Source organism: Actinoallomurus sp. CA-150999 (assembly GCF_050942425.1).
Taxonomy (GTDB): Bacteria; Actinomycetota; Actinomycetes; order Streptosporangiales; family Streptosporangiaceae; genus Actinoallomurus.
Genome location: NZ_CP192063.1, coordinates 7,388,902 through 7,403,159, shown reverse-complemented (window position 1 = coordinate 7,403,159; position 14,258 = coordinate 7,388,902). Strand labels below are relative to the sequence as shown.

The following is a 14,258-nucleotide window of genomic DNA, read 5'->3' as shown; positions in this document are numbered from 1 at the left end:
GGTCTTACCGCGTGGACAGGAAGTACGCGGACGCCTCCATCGACGTCTCGACGATCTCGTAGTCGGGCTTCCTCCAGGTCGTCTGCTCGCTTCCCCGGTGCTTGCCCTTACCGTGGATGTCTGCCATCGTCACCATCCCTTCGATCGCGGCACATCCGTGCCTCCGGCGGACGGCGCCCGCCGGACGTCTCTCATCGAGCGCCTCCGCGGCCGGTGGGGGATCCCCAGCCCACGTGGATCTCGTCGATGGCGAGCTTCTTGAAGAAGGCCGGCACGCTCTCGGCGGCCCAGGTGCTGTCGACCTCCACCTTGATGTACCGAGCCTTTGTGGTCGTCGGCAGATCGATGAAGCGCACCGCCTTCGCGCTCTCCAGCACCCCGGTCTTGACCGGGTCGCCCCAGGTCGCGCCGTCATCGCTGACGTAGACCCGGTAATCCTTGATGCGGGCGGAGTCCTCCTTGCGGCCGAACGTCTCCCGGTTGTGGGTCGGGGAGTTCTCCCGCTGGTTGATCGCCAGGAAGCGGACCGGGCCGCGCCGCCGCAGGTCGAGGGTGATCGAGACCGGCACGGTGGCGTTGCCGTCCCAGTAGTTCAGGTAGCTGCCGTCGGTGAGGTTCGCGGCCGGGTGGCCGTCGGCCGACGCGGTCGCGGTGGCGGTGACGTGCCGGTACAGGCCCTCGCGGCCGGCGAGGTCGACGCGGAACACCGTGTCGTACTGGTCCCAGTTCGTGATGCCGGAGATGGTCACCCGCCCGTTCGCCTGGGTGAAGGCGAACCGGTGCCCGGTCCGTACGTCGGTCACGCGGGCGACGCGGTAGCCGTTGTCGCGGACGGTGAGCGTGTCACCGGACGGCCGGGTCAGGACGTGCAGGTAGTTCCGGTGCGGGTTGGCCTTGGCGACCGTGACGGTGCCGTACGCGCCGTCGTTCCAGGCGCCGGGCTGCAGCCCGCCGTACATGTACCCGCCGCCCTCGGTGCCGTGGATCGACTCCCAGATCGGGTCAAGGTATTTGTCGAGGAAGTTGTTGAAGGCCTCTTGCTTGTCCGGGAAGCGCCCGTTCACCATCGCGGTCTCGGCGATCAGGTTCTTGATCGAGGCACCGGCGTTGGTGATGTACCGCCCGACGCTGAGCGGGTAGTCGATGTCGGAGTCGCTGCCGTCGTACCACCAGGCGCCCTTCGTGGGCAGCTTGAAATCGGCCTCGGTCAGGCGCGGCATCGGCGTCCAGGTGGCGGCGGGATAGTCGTACGCCGGGGTCATGCCGGTCTTCTGCTCGTTGCTGACCGTGTCCATGATCGGCGTGTCCTCGTTGTTGTTGGACAGCAGCATGTCCGGGCGTTCCTTGCGGATCAGCTCGTACAGACCGTTCTGCTCCCAGTACTCGTTGTCATTGTCGATCCAGAATCCGGACAGGCCCGGGTAGTTGTGCATGACCTCCACGAAGTTGTCCCAGCTGAACTCGCCGAAGCCGGGCCGCGTCGTAAGATCAACACTCTTGCCCTTGTAGGCGGAATAGGCGGCGGAGTCAAGCCATTCGTGACCACTTTCGTCGTGCCACTTCGGATCGTCGGTCATGTAGAGGATGACCCGCAGGCCCTTCGCGCGGGCCGCCGTGATGAGTTCGCCGAGGAAGTCGCGCTTGGTGCTGCAGCTGCCCGGGATCTTCGACGGCCAGGGCCGGGAGTAGCCGAGCCGGCTGTGGAAGCTGGCCAGCACCAGGTACGACGCGTGCAGCTTCCGCGCCTCGCGTACCCAGTAGGCCGGATCCCAGCCGCCGTCGGTGACCGCCTTCTCCCACGCGGCGCAGTCGGTGTAGCCGGGGCTGGTGCGCATGCCCCAGTGCAGGAACAGCCCGGCGGTGGAGTTGCGCAGCCAGATCTGGCGGGGGTTGAAGAGCTCGGCCCGCGCCGAGGTCGTCACGCCCATGGTGAGGACCAGGGCCATGACGGCGAGCAGCGCCGCCGCTTTCGAACGCATCGTGTGTCGCTCCCAGGGATGAGCAGTTTCATGGGGACTCGGTTTCCGGACCAAGGTGCGGTGGACCGGCCGTCGCGAGGGGCTGGGACGGCCGGTCCACCACGGGCAGGTGGACGGTTAGAGAGGATGGGCGCGGATCAGGCGCGTCTCTCCGGGACGGAGGGTCGCGCTGTAGGAGTCCGCCACCGTTCCGGTGGTCTTGCCGGACCACAGGTCGGTGACGGACGCGCTGCCGGAGAAGCCGACCTGCGACCAGGTGACGCTGACCGTGGAGTTGCCGGAGGTCCCGGTGTTGAACAGCGCCACGACGTAGTCGCCGGTCGACTCCTTCTTGCGCCAGACCTGCTTGACGCCGCTGTTCACGATCCGGCTCGCGGCGACGCCGTCCTGGTCGACGCCGATCAGCCGGTCGTTGGTCAGCATCGCCTTGTCGGTGCCGTCCAGGCTCGTCAGGTCGGTGCCGAGGAGCAGCGGTGAGCCCGCCATCGCCCACAGCGTGAACATCGACCGGCGCTGGTCGGCGGTCAGGCCGGCCTGGTCACCGTTGCCGATCTCCAGGGAGTCCAGGTCGTTCCAGCCGCCCGGCCCGGCGTACTGCTGCCAGGACGCGGCCGTCCCGAACCGGCTGGACACGTGCGACCAGTCCGTCAGCGGGTAGCCGCTGCCGTTGGACCCCGAGCCGCAGTAACACTCGACGTCGCCCTGGGTGCGCCAGCTGTTGGCCAGCTTCTTCCACGTCGTCGCGTTCGCGATGGGCAGGTTGTTGGACAGCGCGAAGTTGATCGGCCGGCCGGTGGCGCGCAGCGCCTTGTCCCACGCCTGGACGTCGGCGACGTCGGCGCTGCCCACTCCGTCGATCTTGAGGTAGTCGACGCCCCACGAGGCGAACTGATTCGCCCAGGAGTTCACGAACTCCTGGGCGCCCGCCTTGGAGTAGTCGATGTAGTACATGTTCTTGCAGTTGTAGTTCTTCTCCGTCTTGGACGTGTCCGCGATGTCCTTCGCGTGGTACGACGTGCCCTCGATCGGGGTGTTCTTGGTGACGGCGTTCTTGGCGATGCCGGGCGTGACGTAGAAGCCGAACTTCAGCCCCTTGCCGTGCACGTAGTCGGCGAGCGCCTTGATGCCGGACGGGAACTTGGACGTGTCGACGGCCCAGCGGCCGTACGAGTCGACGGTGAAGCCGTTCGAGTCGCACTTCTGCCAGAAGTCGTCGAGGTTGACGTAGACGAAGCCGTGGTCCTTCAGGCCGCTGCTCGCGAGAGCGTCGGCCTGGGCCTTGATCTTCGCCTCGGTCGGCCAGCGGCGGACGAAGCTCCAGCTGCTCCAGCCCATCGCCGGCCGGACCGACAGGCCGTTGTCCGACGCGTGCGCCGCGCCCGGTACGGCCAGCGTGGCCGCCGCCACGGCGAGGGCGCACCCAATGGCGCTCGCTCCGCGAGCGCGGTTCGCGGCGCCCAACGCCCCGTCTTTTCTCGTCGCTCTGGTCGCTGCGCTCCCGGCGCTCCTCAGTCCAGACGACGCGCGCCGCTCACGACGGGCCCGCATCGTCAGCTCCCGCACGACTGGGTCGAGCCGCCGCTGGTGGCGACGCGCAGCGACCCGCCGGAGGTGTTGACGCTGTTCGTCGCGCAGTAGCCGGTGATGCCCTGGAAGAGCAGGTCGGAGGGGCTGTCGCCGCCGCGTTGCGCGGTGAAGTGGTCGAAGCTGATCGCGCTGCCGGCGTTGGCGATGACCGCGGGCCGGCCGTCGTCCTTGGCGAACTTGACGGAGCTGTTCACGAACTTGATGTTGTTCGCGTTGTGGATGTACCAGCCGTACGCGGGGCGGGTGCCGATGCTCTTCGGGTTGTAGTCACCGCTGTCGCTGGGGACTCCGGTGCCCATCGTGCCGTTCCCGCCGGGCACGGTCAGGTTGACGCCCGTGAACGTCACGTCGCTGATCTGGTTGCCGCCGGACTGGCCCCAGATGGTGGGGCTGAAGGACGGGCTGACGCCGGTGCCGGTGATGTTGTCGAACGTGATGCCCGAGATGTGACCGACGCCGGGGCTGTTGCCGCAGCGCTTCCGGGTGCCGACCTTCAGCATGATCGGCGAGTGCACGCCGGACATCGTGATGTCGCTGTAGTGGACGTCGGAGATGTTCGCGCCGTCCATCGACACCATGCCCAGCCCGGACTTCTCCGCGCCGGTGATGGTGATGTGGGAGAAGTTGTAGTCGGTGAAGTCGCCGCAGGTCTCCGAGCCGAACATCAGCGCGTTGCAGCACTTGGCCGACAGCTTCGAGTCGGTGACGGTGACGTGGCCGCTCGGCAGCTTGGAGCCGAGCGCGTAGTCGCTCTTGAACGGCAGGGCGTCGTCGTTGGCGGAGATGTTCGCGTTGCTGATCGCGACGTTGGTCGTGCTGATGACGTTCCAGCCGTCGCGGTCGCTCGACGTGTCGATGGTCAGGTGGTCGGACGTGACGTGGTCGCAGCCGTTGATGAGCGCCGCGAAGTGGCCGCCGCGGCGCAGCGTGATGCCGCTGAGCGTGAGGTTCGTGCAGCGGGTCAGCGAGATGATCTTGTCGGCCTGGCCGCTCTTCGGGTTGCCGGTGATCAGGTTGCCGCCGCCGTCGATGGTCCCGGAGCCGGTGAACCCGATGTTGGTGAGCTTGTCACCGTAGATCATCGCGTCGTGGAAGTGGCTGTGCCCGTAGTCCTGGTACTTGTCGTTGGAGTTCGACTCGGCCTTGTCGTAGCCGGTCCCGCTCGCGCCCTTGATGGTCGAACCGGAGTCCAGCTGCAGCGTGACGTTGCTCTTCATGTGGATGGTGTTCGAGGACTTGTACGTCCCCGACGGGAAGCGCACGGTGCCGCCGCCCGCGCTGTTGGCCGCGGTGATGGCCTTGTCGATCGCCGAGCTGTCGTTGGCGCTGCCGTCGCCCTTCGCGCCGTAGTCCTTGACGCTGAACGTGCCGGCGGCGGCGTGGGCCGCGGCCAGCACGGGCGGCTGCACGAGCCCGAGGACGGCGACCAGCCCGATGAGGGCCGCGAGTGCCTGGACCAGGTGTTTCAGTGGGATCTTCATGGTTCTTTCCGAGAGGAGGCGGGATAAGGGGCACCAGGGGTCAGCGGGTCGCGCCTTCGGTCCGGATGAACTGCTCGTTCATGATCAGGAAGGCGCCCAGGCCGTGGAAGTCGTTGGTCGCGCGGGTCCGGCCGACGTAGTAGGAGTACGAGCCGACGTTCGTGCCGACCGAGATGTCGGTCAGGTTCGTCCGGCCGTCGCTCCCCAGCGAGATCTTCTTCAGCACGCCCTGGTAGGCGCGGTCGGCGACCGTCTTGTAGTGCGCGTCGACGTAGCCCTGCTCCGCCGCCCGCGACAGCGCGAACGCGAACATGCTCGAGCAGGACGTCTCGGTCCAGTTGCCGGACTGCGAGCCCTTGTCGACGACCTGGAACCAGCGCCCCGTGGCCGGGTCCTGGTAGCGCTCGATACCGGCGGCGAGGTCGCGCAGGATGGTCAGCAGCTGCGGCCTCCGCGCGTTGGTCGCCGGGACGGCGTCCAGCACATTGACCGTGGCCATGGCGTACCAGCCGATCGCCCGGCACCAGTGCTCCGGCGCCAGGCCGGTCTTGGAGTCCGCCCAGCTCGCCTTCTTGGACTCGTCGTAGGCGTGCCGCAGCAGGCCGTTCGACACCTGCAGGTGCGTGCCGTACGCCACGAGCTGCTTGGTCGCCTCGTCGTCGGTGTAGGCGGTGTCGCCGAACTCCTTGCCGTACTCGACGAGGAACGGGTTGACCATGTACGCCCCGTCGGCCCACAGCTGGTGCGCCCGGCTGCTGGACGTCCCGTGCCAGAACGCGCCGTCGGAGTTCCGCGGGTAGGTCTTGAGCCGGTTCCGGATCTTGGCGGCGGCGGTCTGGTAGCGCGCCTCGCCGGTCTCGTGGTGCAGCAGGACGAGGATCCGGCCCGCCTGCATGCTGTCGAGGTTGTCGAAGCTCTGGCCGATGTTCCCCTTCGCGTCGACGAAGCGGTCCGCCCAGCTCTTGATGTACGACAGGTACTTCGCGTTGTGGGTGCGCTGGTAGACGAGGTACTGGCCGTACAGGTACAGCCCGACCGGGTACGACCAGCCGCCGATCTTGCTCGGGGTGTCCCGCGCGATCGTCGAGTCGACCACCGCCACCGACCAGTCGGCGGCCGCCTTGGCGGCGCGCCCGGGGCGGGCGGCCGACGCCGGCACGGTGAGCGCGGTCAGCGCCGCGCAGACCACCGCCGTGAGCGCGACGCCGGGCCGCCTCGATCTCAGAATGCGCTTTCCCGGCCTACGCATAGTCGGACCCCAGCCACATCTCGTCGATGAGCAGCTTCTTGTAGAACTTGGTCGCCGAGGACGCGGCCCACGTGCTGTCGACCTCGAGGCGGACGTACCGCGCGGAGGAGATGCCGAGGTCGATGAACCGCACGCCGCGGGCGCTGGGCATCGTCCCGGACTTCACCGACGTCCAGGTCTTGCCGTCGGTGCTGGACTGGACCTTGTACGCCTTGATCCGCGCGGAGTCCTCGGTGTCCGACCGCTTGTAGCTCACCGACCATTCGCGCTGGTTGACGCCGAGGTAGGCGACCTTCTTGGCGGAGCCCAGGTCGAGCGTGATGGTCACCGGCAGGGTGCCGTTGTTGTCCCACCACTTCAGGTAGCTGCCGTCGACGAGGTCGCCCGCCGGGTAGCCGCTCTTGGACGCGCTCGCGGTCGCGGTCACGCCGGAGTAGATGCCGGTCCGGCCGGAGGTCTGGACCTTGAAGACGGTGTCGTAGGTGTCCCAGCCGCTGATGCCGGTGATGGTCAGGGAGCCGCCGGACTGGCTGAAGCTCATGGCCGCGCCGGTGCGCAGGTTCGTGACCCCGGTGACCTTGTAGCCGTTGTCGCGGACCTTCAGCGTGCTCGTCGACGGCTTGGTCAGCACGTGGATGTAGTGCAGGTTCGGATCGGTCTTGCTGATGGTGGTGACGCCGTACGCCCCGTCGTTCCACGAGCCGGGCTGCAGGCCGCCGTACATGTAGCCGCCGCCCTCGGTCCCGTTGATCGAGCTCCAGATCGGGCCGAGGTAGGTGTTGAGGAAGTCGTTGTAGGAGGTCTGGTTCGACGGGAACTTGCCGTTGACCTGCGCCGTCTCGGCCATCAGCGACTTGATGGAGGAGCCGGCGTTGGTGATGAGCCGCCCGACGTTCAGCGCCTTGTCGACCGAGGAGTTGCTGCCGTCGTACCACCAGGCGCCGGTTGAGGGGAGCTTGTAGCAGGCCTCGGTGAGGCGGGGCGCGGGCGACCAGGTCGCGGCCGGGTAGTCGTACGCCGGGGTCATGCCGGTCTTCTGCTCGTTGCTGACCGTGTCCATGATCGGCGTGTCTTCGTTGTTGTTGGACAGCAGCATGTCCGGCCGGTCCTGGCGGATCTTCTCGTAGAGGCCGTGGTCGATCCAGTACTGGCTGTCGTTGTCGATCCAGAACCCGGCCAGGTCCGGGTAGTTCTGCATGACCTCGACGAAGTTGTCGTAGGAGAACTGCCCGAAGCCGTCGTTGGTCGTGAGGTCGACGGTCTTGCCCTTGTACTTGGAGTACGCGGAGGAGTCGAGCCACTCGTGGCCGCCCTCGTCGTGCCACTGCGGGTCGTTGGTCATGTAGAGGATGACCTTCAGGCCCTTGGCCTTCGCGGCGCTGATCAGCTCGCCCAGGAAGTCGCGCTTGGTGGTGCAGCTGCCGGGGATCTTGGACGGCCAGGCCCGCGCGTACCCGAGCCGGCTGTGGAACGACGCGAGCACGAGGTACTTCGCGTGCAGCTTCTGGGCCTCGCTCACCCAGTAGTCCGCGCTCCAGCCGCCGTTGGTCACGTCGGACTCCCAGGCGCTGCAGCTCGTGTGGGCGGGGCTCGTGCGCAGCCCCCAGTGCAGGAACAGCCCCGCGGTGGAGTTGCGAAGCCAGTCCTGGCGCGGGTTGGTCAGCTCGGCCCGGGCGGGGCCGGCGGCGGTGGTGAGGGTGAGGGCGAGCGCCGCCAGACCGGCGGCCGGCAGGCGCAGTGATCGTCGTCGCATGGGCGGGGTTCTTCCTGGGCGTGGGAGGGGTGTGAGGGTGACCGCGCCCCCGGGCCCCTGGCGCACCGGGGACGCGGTCACGTATTCGGGGGGAGGGCTACTTCAGGTCGATCCGGAACACCTTGTCCGAGCCGTCGGCCTGGTTCCCGTTGTTGTCGCAGTTGGTCGTGGACAGCCACAGCGCGTTCTTGCCGGGGATGGTCTCCACGGTCCGCAGCCGGCCGTACGTGTTCACGTAGTAGGCCGCCGGCGTGCCGGTGGTCGTGCCGTCGACCGGGATGCGCCACAGCCGCTGGCCGCGCAGCGCCGCGACGTACAGAGCGCCGTCGGCGTACGTGATGTCGCTGGGGGAGGCGTTGGCCACCGGCCACTGCACCTTCGGGTCGGTCATCCCGGAGGTGCTGCACTTGCCCTCACAGGTCGGCCAGCCGTAGTTCTTGCCCGGCTCGATGAGGTTGACCTCGTCGTACTTGCTGTTGCCGAACTCCGCCTCCCACAGACGGCCCTGCGGGTCCCAGGTGATGCCCTGCGGGTTGCGGTGCCCGTAGCTGTAGACGAGCGTGCCGAACGGGTTGCCGGGGGCCGGCTTGCCGTCCGTGGTCATCCGCAGGATCTTGCCGTTGAGGGAGGTCTTGTCCTGCGCGAGGTCGGGTGTCTGCGCCTCGCCGGTGGTGGCGTACAGGTAGCCGTCCGGGCCGAACTTCAGCCGCCCGCCGTTGTGGTAGCGGTTCTTCTTGATGCCCTGGACGAGGATCGTGTAGCCGCTCAGCGAGCTGCCGTCGTAGGTCATCCGGACGATCCGGTTGCCCTCCGACGCCGTGTGCATGATGTAGACGTAGTGGTCGCTGCTCCAGTTCGGCGAGACCGCGATGCCCAGCAGGCCGCCCTCGCCGTCGGTCGTCATGGCGTTCGGCACGGTGCCGACCTGGGTCTTCGTGCCGCTCTGGGTGAGCTTGAAGACCTTGAAGGAGTCGCGTTCGGTGATCAGCGCCGAGCCGTCCGGCAGCCAGGACATCCCCCAGGGGATCGTCCAGCCGGACGAGACGGTGGTGATGGTCGACGGCACGCCGCCGCCGGACGAGGCCCCGGTCTTCACCGTCACCGCGTTGCTCGCGTCGGAGACGTTGTTGCCGGCGTCCTTCGCCTTCACGGTGAACGTGTAGGAGGTGTTCGCGGCCAGGCCGTTGATCGTCGTCGAGGTCGTCTTGACCCCGGTGACGATGGCCGTGCCGCCGCTGTAGACGTCGTAGCCGGTGACGCCCACGTTGTCGGTGGACGCGTCCCAGGCCAGGGAGACGCTGCCGCTCGTCACGCCGGTGGAGCGCAGGTTCGCCGGCGCGGTCGGCGGCTGTGTGTCGTCGGTCGCCGCGGTGGTCACCGTGACCGAGGCGCTGCTGGGCGACACGTTGCCCGCGGCGTCCCGCGCGAACACCGTCAGCCGGTACTGCGTCTTCGGCGTCAGTCCGGTGATGGTCTTGCTCGTCGCGGTGCCGGCGGCCTCGGAGATCTTGTTGCCGTCGTTGTAGATGTCGTAGGCGGCCACGCCGACGTCGTCGGTCGAGGCGTCCCAGGCGAGGGTGACGCTGTCGCTGGTCACTCCGGTCGAGTGGACGTTGCCCGGGGTGGTCGGCGCCTGGGTGTCGCCGCCCGTCGAGCCGTAGACCTGCAGCTCCTGCAGGGAGTAGCCGTAGCTGCTGGTGTTCCGGCAGCGCTTCGTCCCGTACACGCGGACGTAGCGGCCGCTCGCCTTCAGACCGGTCAGGTCGTCCGTGCCGCCGTCGCCGGAGGTCGTCGAGTAGACGTCCGTCCAGGTCGAGTGGTCGCCGGAGGTCTGCACGCGGTACGCCGTGGCGCACGAGGCGTCCCAGACCAGCTTGACCTCGCTGATCTGCGCGGTCGCGCCGAGGTCGACGTAGATCCACTGCGGGTCGGAGTCGCGTACGCTCGCCCACCGCGTGGAGGTGTCGCCGTCGACGGCGTACTTCGCGGCGTACCCCGATCCGCCTTCCGAGGACGCCGTCGTGGACTTGTTCTGGCTCAGCAGCACGGGCGCGGCCGCGTGCGCCGAGGAGGTAGCGATCAACAGCCCGGCGCCGAGCGCACTCGCGCCGAGCCAGGCAAAGGTTTTCTTCATGATCCTGCCGCCGCTCTGCGGAAAGATGGGATCTCTGCTGGAAATCTAACAGCGACCTTTCCGCTGTCAATGACTTGTTGAATTTTGGTAGATGCAGGTCCACCGGGTGTTCGATTGGCCGTCAGGCGGCCGGGCCGGGGCGTGTCCAGCGTGGCTGTTCCGGCAGATACATCGGATGTATCCGCCCTGGTTGTCGCCCGGCGCGCCTCATGCGGAGGCGCGCCGGGCGAGGATGTCAGCCGGTGTACTGGGCGAAGATCTTGGAGTAGGCGTAGGCCGACTGGGACACGCCGCTGCACGAGTCGCCGGCGCTCTCGCCGGAGCCGCACTTGCGGTCGCGGTTGACGGCCCAGAAGGTGAGCCGCGCGATGTGGTGGGACTTCGCGTAGGACAGGATCGTCTGGAAGTCGCCGGTGCTCACGGTCTCGTCGGACTCGTCGGTCTTGCCGTTCATCGACGAGATGCCGATGTGGGAGTAGGCGACCGAGTCGCTGTACCCGTACGCGCTCTTGACGGCGTTCTTCAGCCCGTCCGCGGCGGCGGTCGTGACGCTGCCCATCGAGCCGCTGTGGCTGCCGAAGTCGAACGGCATGATGGTCCAGCCGTCAACGGCGAGCCCGGCCTTGGCGCCCCGGTTGATCAGCGACTTGCCGGTGGAGTCCGGGCCGCTCGGCGTCGTGCCGAACGTGATGTACTCCTTGATCCCGGAGTTCTTCGACTTGACGGTCTTCAGCGCGTCGATGACCCGCTGCTGCACCGTCCCGTTGGAGAACTCGGTCGACTCGATGTCGATGTCGATGGCCTTCAGGCCGTAGGCGTCGATCACCTTCTGGTACGCCCCGGCGAGGGCGGAGGCGCTTGAGCAGTGTTCGCCGAGCTTGTTCCCGCTCCAGCCGCCGAACGAGACGACGACGTCGCCGCCCGCGGAGCGGATGGAGTTGATGGCCGTCTTGTCGGAGCCGGTGAGCGAGCGGCTGCCGTCCCACTTCGGGTTGCAGCCGCCGTCCGACAGGACGAAGGCGAGGGTGAGCCACTTGACGCCGGTCGCGGACAGCACCGAGGCGGGCGCCTGGGGGTTCCCCCAGCCGAGGTACTCGTAGGGGGCGACGGCCACCCCGGGGGAGGCGGCGGCTTTTACGCCCGCGTCGCGGGCGGTCGGAGTGGCGTGGCCGGGCGCGGCGAGGGCCACCTGGGCGGCCGTCACGGCGGCGGCCGCGGCGATCAGCGTGCGCGGGGCAATGGGCACGGTCGGTCTCCTTTCGCCGACGCGGTACGCGGCCCCCGACGCGCTCCCGGCCGGCAATGTCCGGGTGCGGTGTTGGTTAGGAAACCTTCCTAACCGACGACTGCCGATGTCACCACCGCCCGACCTATTCCGTCAACCCCCGCCGCGCGTGTGGCCGGTGTGGGCCACATGGCAGGCTCACGGGTTTGCTCAGGGATCTCTAACGCTGCGTAGCGGTGGCCGGCACCGGCCTGAAGGAGCGGTATTGGGCGCGGGCTTCCGCCCGCACGCCCACGTCACCCCCGCCACGGTGGGCAGATCGCCCAGTCACGACACACAACATGACCACAGATCTCTAAGCTGATCAGAGACGTTGGGAACGCGCAACGGCCCGGTGGCGTTCACCGGGAGGAGCCGGTAGGGGAGGGGCGACGATGCCGATCACGGATGACGCGATCGAGAAGATCAAGGGAATGATCGTGTCGGGTGAGCTGCGGCCGGGCGACCGTCTTCCCAAGGAGGCGGATCTGGCGGCCCAGCTCGGGCTGTCCCGCAACTCCCTGCGGGAGGCCGTACGGGCCCTGTCCCTGGTCAGGATCCTCGACGTCCGGCAGGGCGACGGCACGTACGTCACGAGCCTGGAGCCGAAGGCGCTGCTGGACGGCCTCAGCTTCATCGTCGACCTGCACCACGACAAGACCGTGCTGGAGTTCTTCGAGGTGCGCCGGATCCTCGAGCCGGCGGCCACGGCACTGGCCGCCCAGAAGATCAGCTTGGAGACCATCGACGCCCTGCGCGACCACCTGGCCAAGGTCACCGACGAGTCCGCCGTGGAGGACCTGGTCGAGAACGACCTGGAGTTCCACCGCCGCATCGCCGAGGCCGCGGGCAACTCCGTGCTGTACTCCCTCGTCGACACCATGTGCGGCCCGACCATCCGGGCGCGGGTCTGGCGCGGGCTCACCCAGGAGGGCGCGCTGCGGCGCACCCTCGACGAGCACCACGCCATCCTCGACGCGCTGGCGACCCGGCAGACGGACGTCGCGCGGGCGCTGGCCACGGTGCACGTCGCCGGCGTGGAGCAGTGGCTGCGCAAGGCCCTGTGAGCCGCCGCCGGCGACCCGGCGAAGAAAATCGAGAGGCCGTTGAACCACGCACCCGGCCGGGCGCGTACACCCTGTCGTCACCGGGACCGCCGGCACCGGATCACGGGAGGGATGACGATGGGACTGCTCCGGCATGTGCGCGCCACGGGAGCCCAGGCACTGGCGACGGGTGCCCAGCTCGTCACGGGAGCCCGGGCACCGGCGACGGGTGCCCAGCTCGCCACGGAACCCCAGGCATCGGCGACGGGTGCCCACGCGCTCGCCACGGGAGGCCCCGCGCTCACGGACGAGCCGCCGCGCGCGGCGACCTGCCCGCGATCCGGCCGCCGCCGGGTCTATCGTTGACCATCGCGCTCCCGACCGTCCGGAGAACCCCCGCCATGGCATTTCCCGGAGCGCGCGGCAGGACGAAGGCTCGGACCTGGTTGCGCGCGCTGCGACCGGTGACCGACGCCGACGACGAACTGATCATCGCCGGGTTGTACCGCGAGTACCACGATCCCCTGCTCGCCTTCGTCATCCGGCAGACCGGCGGCGACCGGCAGTGGGCCGAGGACATCGTGCAGGAGACGATGATCCGCGCGTGGCGCAGCCTCGACCAACTCGACGCGGACGCCGGTAGCCTGATGCCTTGGCTCGCGACGGTCGCTCGCCGTATCGTCATCGACGAGAGGCGCCGCCGGGGAGCGCGGCCCCAAGAGGCGGGCGAGGGACCTCTGGAGAATCTCCAGACCCCGGACGGCATGGAGGATCTGCTGCGCGGCGTGGTCGTATCCGAGGCGTTGAAGGCGCTGAGTCCCGCGCACCGTGAGGTGCTCACCGAGACCGTCCTGCGCGACCGCACGGTGAACGAGGCGGCCGAGGTTCTCGGCATCCCGGTCGGCACGGTCAAATCGCGTGTCTACTACGCGCTTCGCGCGCTGCGCGTCGTACTCGAGGAGAGGGGGGTGACCCCGTGACCGAGCGTGGCGAAGAGACCGTCCCGCACACCGACGTCGGCGCGTACGCCCTCGGACTGCTCGAGGAGGACGACCGGCGGGCCTTCGAAGCCCACCTGGCCGGATGTCCCGCCTGCTCGGCGGAGGTCGCCGACCTGTCCGGCATGCGGGAGCTGCTGACCGACCTGCGTCCGGAGGCGGAGGAGACCGACCTCGGCGCGGCGCGCTGGGAGGCCGACCCCGGCAGGGTGCGGCCGGATCCGCCGGAGCATTCCGCCGACGTCACGAGCCTGCTCCGCCGCCGCAGGGTGGCCGCGCGCCGCCGGCGCCGGGGCACCGCGATCCTCAGCGCCGCGGCCGGTGTGGCCCTGCTCGCCGGCGGGGTCACCGTCGGCGCCGCCGTCGTCGGACACGGCGACGGGATGGTGATGACGCACGGCCACCAGAACATGCCGGCGGACCTTCTCGGGTGGGGCGAGACACACGACGCCACGAGCCCGCGGACGGGCGCGAGCGGGATCGTGGCGATGGAGAAGAAGGCCTGGGGCACGCACGTCGCCCTGGACCTCGGCAACGTCAAGGGCCCGCTGACCTGCCGGCTCGTCGCGGTCACCCGGTCGGGGCAGCGGCACGTCGTGACCGAGTGGGCCGTACCCCCCAAGGGCTACGGCGTCCTCGGCTCACCCGACCACCTGCAGGTCCACGGAGGCACCGCCGTCCAGCGAGAGAACCTGGCGAGGTTCGACGTGGAGGTGGAGGGCGGCGGCACACTCCTGAGCATCCCGGTGTAGGGCCGCGACGAGTCG

The 14,258-nt window shown here is 68.7% G+C and carries 12 protein-coding genes; 4 read left to right on the top strand and 8 right to left on the bottom strand.

Translation table 11 applies throughout. The annotated features are described in order from the left end of the window. Positions 1-4 precede the first annotated feature (4 nt). The 8 genes from pqqA to ACQP2O_RS34180 form a co-directional block, all read right to left on the bottom strand. Positions 5-127 carry a pyrroloquinoline quinone precursor peptide PqqA gene (gene pqqA / locus ACQP2O_RS34215; RefSeq protein WP_360885999.1) on the bottom strand — a complete coding sequence of 41 codons (123 nt, stop codon included), beginning with the start codon at positions 125-127 and terminating at the stop codon, positions 5-7. A 64-nt stretch (positions 128-191) separates the two neighbouring features. Next, positions 192-1,979, bottom strand: a complete 1,788-nt coding sequence (locus ACQP2O_RS34210; RefSeq protein ID WP_433172366.1) for an alpha-L-fucosidase — start codon at positions 1,977-1,979, stop codon at positions 192-194. A 117-nt stretch (positions 1,980-2,096) separates the two neighbouring features. Then, the gene (locus tag ACQP2O_RS34205; protein WP_433172365.1) at positions 2,097-3,440 is read right to left on the bottom strand and encodes a glycoside hydrolase family 27 protein; all 1,344 of its coding nucleotides are present in this window, start codon (positions 3,438-3,440) and stop codon (positions 2,097-2,099) included. A gap of 89 nt (positions 3,441-3,529) precedes the next feature. Then, entirely contained in the window at positions 3,530-5,047 is a 1,518-nt protein-coding gene (locus ACQP2O_RS34200) for a glycoside hydrolase family 28 protein (protein WP_433172363.1), read from the bottom strand. Positions 5,048-5,087: 40 nt separating this feature from the next. Beyond that, a complete protein-coding gene (locus ACQP2O_RS34195) occupies positions 5,088-6,296 on the bottom strand; it encodes a glycoside hydrolase family 88/105 protein (RefSeq protein WP_433172361.1) in 1,209 nt (402 codons plus the stop codon). Then, on the bottom strand, positions 6,289-8,049 hold the full coding sequence (locus tag ACQP2O_RS34190; protein ID WP_433172359.1) for an alpha-L-fucosidase: 1,761 nt from the start codon (positions 8,047-8,049) through the stop codon (positions 6,289-6,291). The genes ACQP2O_RS34195 and ACQP2O_RS34190 overlap by 8 nt, the downstream gene beginning before the upstream one ends. 97 nt (positions 8,050-8,146) lie before the next feature. Next, positions 8,147-10,183 (bottom strand): PQQ-dependent sugar dehydrogenase, encoded by a 2,037-nt coding sequence (locus tag ACQP2O_RS34185; protein WP_433172357.1) that lies wholly within the window; start codon positions 10,181-10,183, stop codon positions 8,147-8,149. A 235-nt stretch (positions 10,184-10,418) separates the two neighbouring features. Beyond that, positions 10,419-11,429 carry a chitinase gene (locus ACQP2O_RS34180; RefSeq protein WP_433172355.1) on the bottom strand — a complete coding sequence of 337 codons (1,011 nt, stop codon included), beginning with the start codon at positions 11,427-11,429 and terminating at the stop codon, positions 10,419-10,421. Between the two features lie 413 nt (positions 11,430-11,842). Between ACQP2O_RS34180 and ACQP2O_RS34175 the strand changes: the two genes are divergently transcribed. The 4 genes from ACQP2O_RS34175 to ACQP2O_RS34160 all read left to right on the top strand — a co-directional run bounded on the left by ACQP2O_RS34175 (position 11,843) and on the right by ACQP2O_RS34160 (position 14,243). Next, positions 11,843-12,514 (top strand): FadR/GntR family transcriptional regulator, encoded by a 672-nt coding sequence (locus ACQP2O_RS34175; RefSeq protein ID WP_360886013.1) that lies wholly within the window; start codon positions 11,843-11,845, stop codon positions 12,512-12,514. Positions 12,515-12,625: 111 nt separating this feature from the next. After that, positions 12,626-12,859, top strand: coding sequence for a hypothetical protein (locus ACQP2O_RS34170; protein ID WP_433172353.1), 234 nt, complete (start codon positions 12,626-12,628; stop codon positions 12,857-12,859). A gap of 35 nt (positions 12,860-12,894) precedes the next feature. Further along, positions 12,895-13,473, top strand: a complete 579-nt coding sequence (locus ACQP2O_RS34165) for a sigma-70 family RNA polymerase sigma factor (RefSeq protein ID WP_433172351.1) — start codon at positions 12,895-12,897, stop codon at positions 13,471-13,473. Beyond that, positions 13,470-14,243, top strand: coding sequence for an anti-sigma factor family protein (locus ACQP2O_RS34160; protein WP_433172349.1), 774 nt, complete (start codon positions 13,470-13,472; stop codon positions 14,241-14,243). The genes ACQP2O_RS34165 and ACQP2O_RS34160 overlap by 4 nt, the downstream gene beginning before the upstream one ends. Positions 14,244-14,258: the final 15 nt, after the last annotated feature.

Bases quoted from the DNA above. Each gene is read 5' to 3' on its own strand.
- pqqA (WP_360885999.1), bottom strand. From the start codon at position 127: ATGGCAGACATCCACGGTAAGGGCAAGCACCGGGGAAGCGAGCAGACG.
- ACQP2O_RS34210 (WP_433172366.1), bottom strand. From the start codon at position 1,979: ATGCGTTCGAAAGCGGCGGCGCTGCTCGCCGTCATGGCCCTGGTCCTC.
- ACQP2O_RS34200 (WP_433172363.1), bottom strand. From the start codon at position 5,047: ATGAAGATCCCACTGAAACACCTGGTCCAGGCACTCGCGGCCCTCATC.
- ACQP2O_RS34195 (WP_433172361.1), bottom strand. From the start codon at position 6,296: ATGCGTAGGCCGGGAAAGCGCATTCTGAGATCGAGGCGGCCCGGCGTC.
- ACQP2O_RS34190 (WP_433172359.1), bottom strand. From the start codon at position 8,049: ATGCGACGACGATCACTGCGCCTGCCGGCCGCCGGTCTGGCGGCGCTC.
- ACQP2O_RS34185 (WP_433172357.1), bottom strand. From the start codon at position 10,183: ATGAAGAAAACCTTTGCCTGGCTCGGCGCGAGTGCGCTCGGCGCCGGG.
- ACQP2O_RS34175 (WP_360886013.1), top strand. From the start codon at position 11,843: ATGCCGATCACGGATGACGCGATCGAGAAGATCAAGGGAATGATCGTG.
- ACQP2O_RS34170 (WP_433172353.1), top strand. From the start codon at position 12,626: ATGACGATGGGACTGCTCCGGCATGTGCGCGCCACGGGAGCCCAGGCA.
- ACQP2O_RS34165 (WP_433172351.1), top strand. From the start codon at position 12,895: ATGGCATTTCCCGGAGCGCGCGGCAGGACGAAGGCTCGGACCTGGTTG.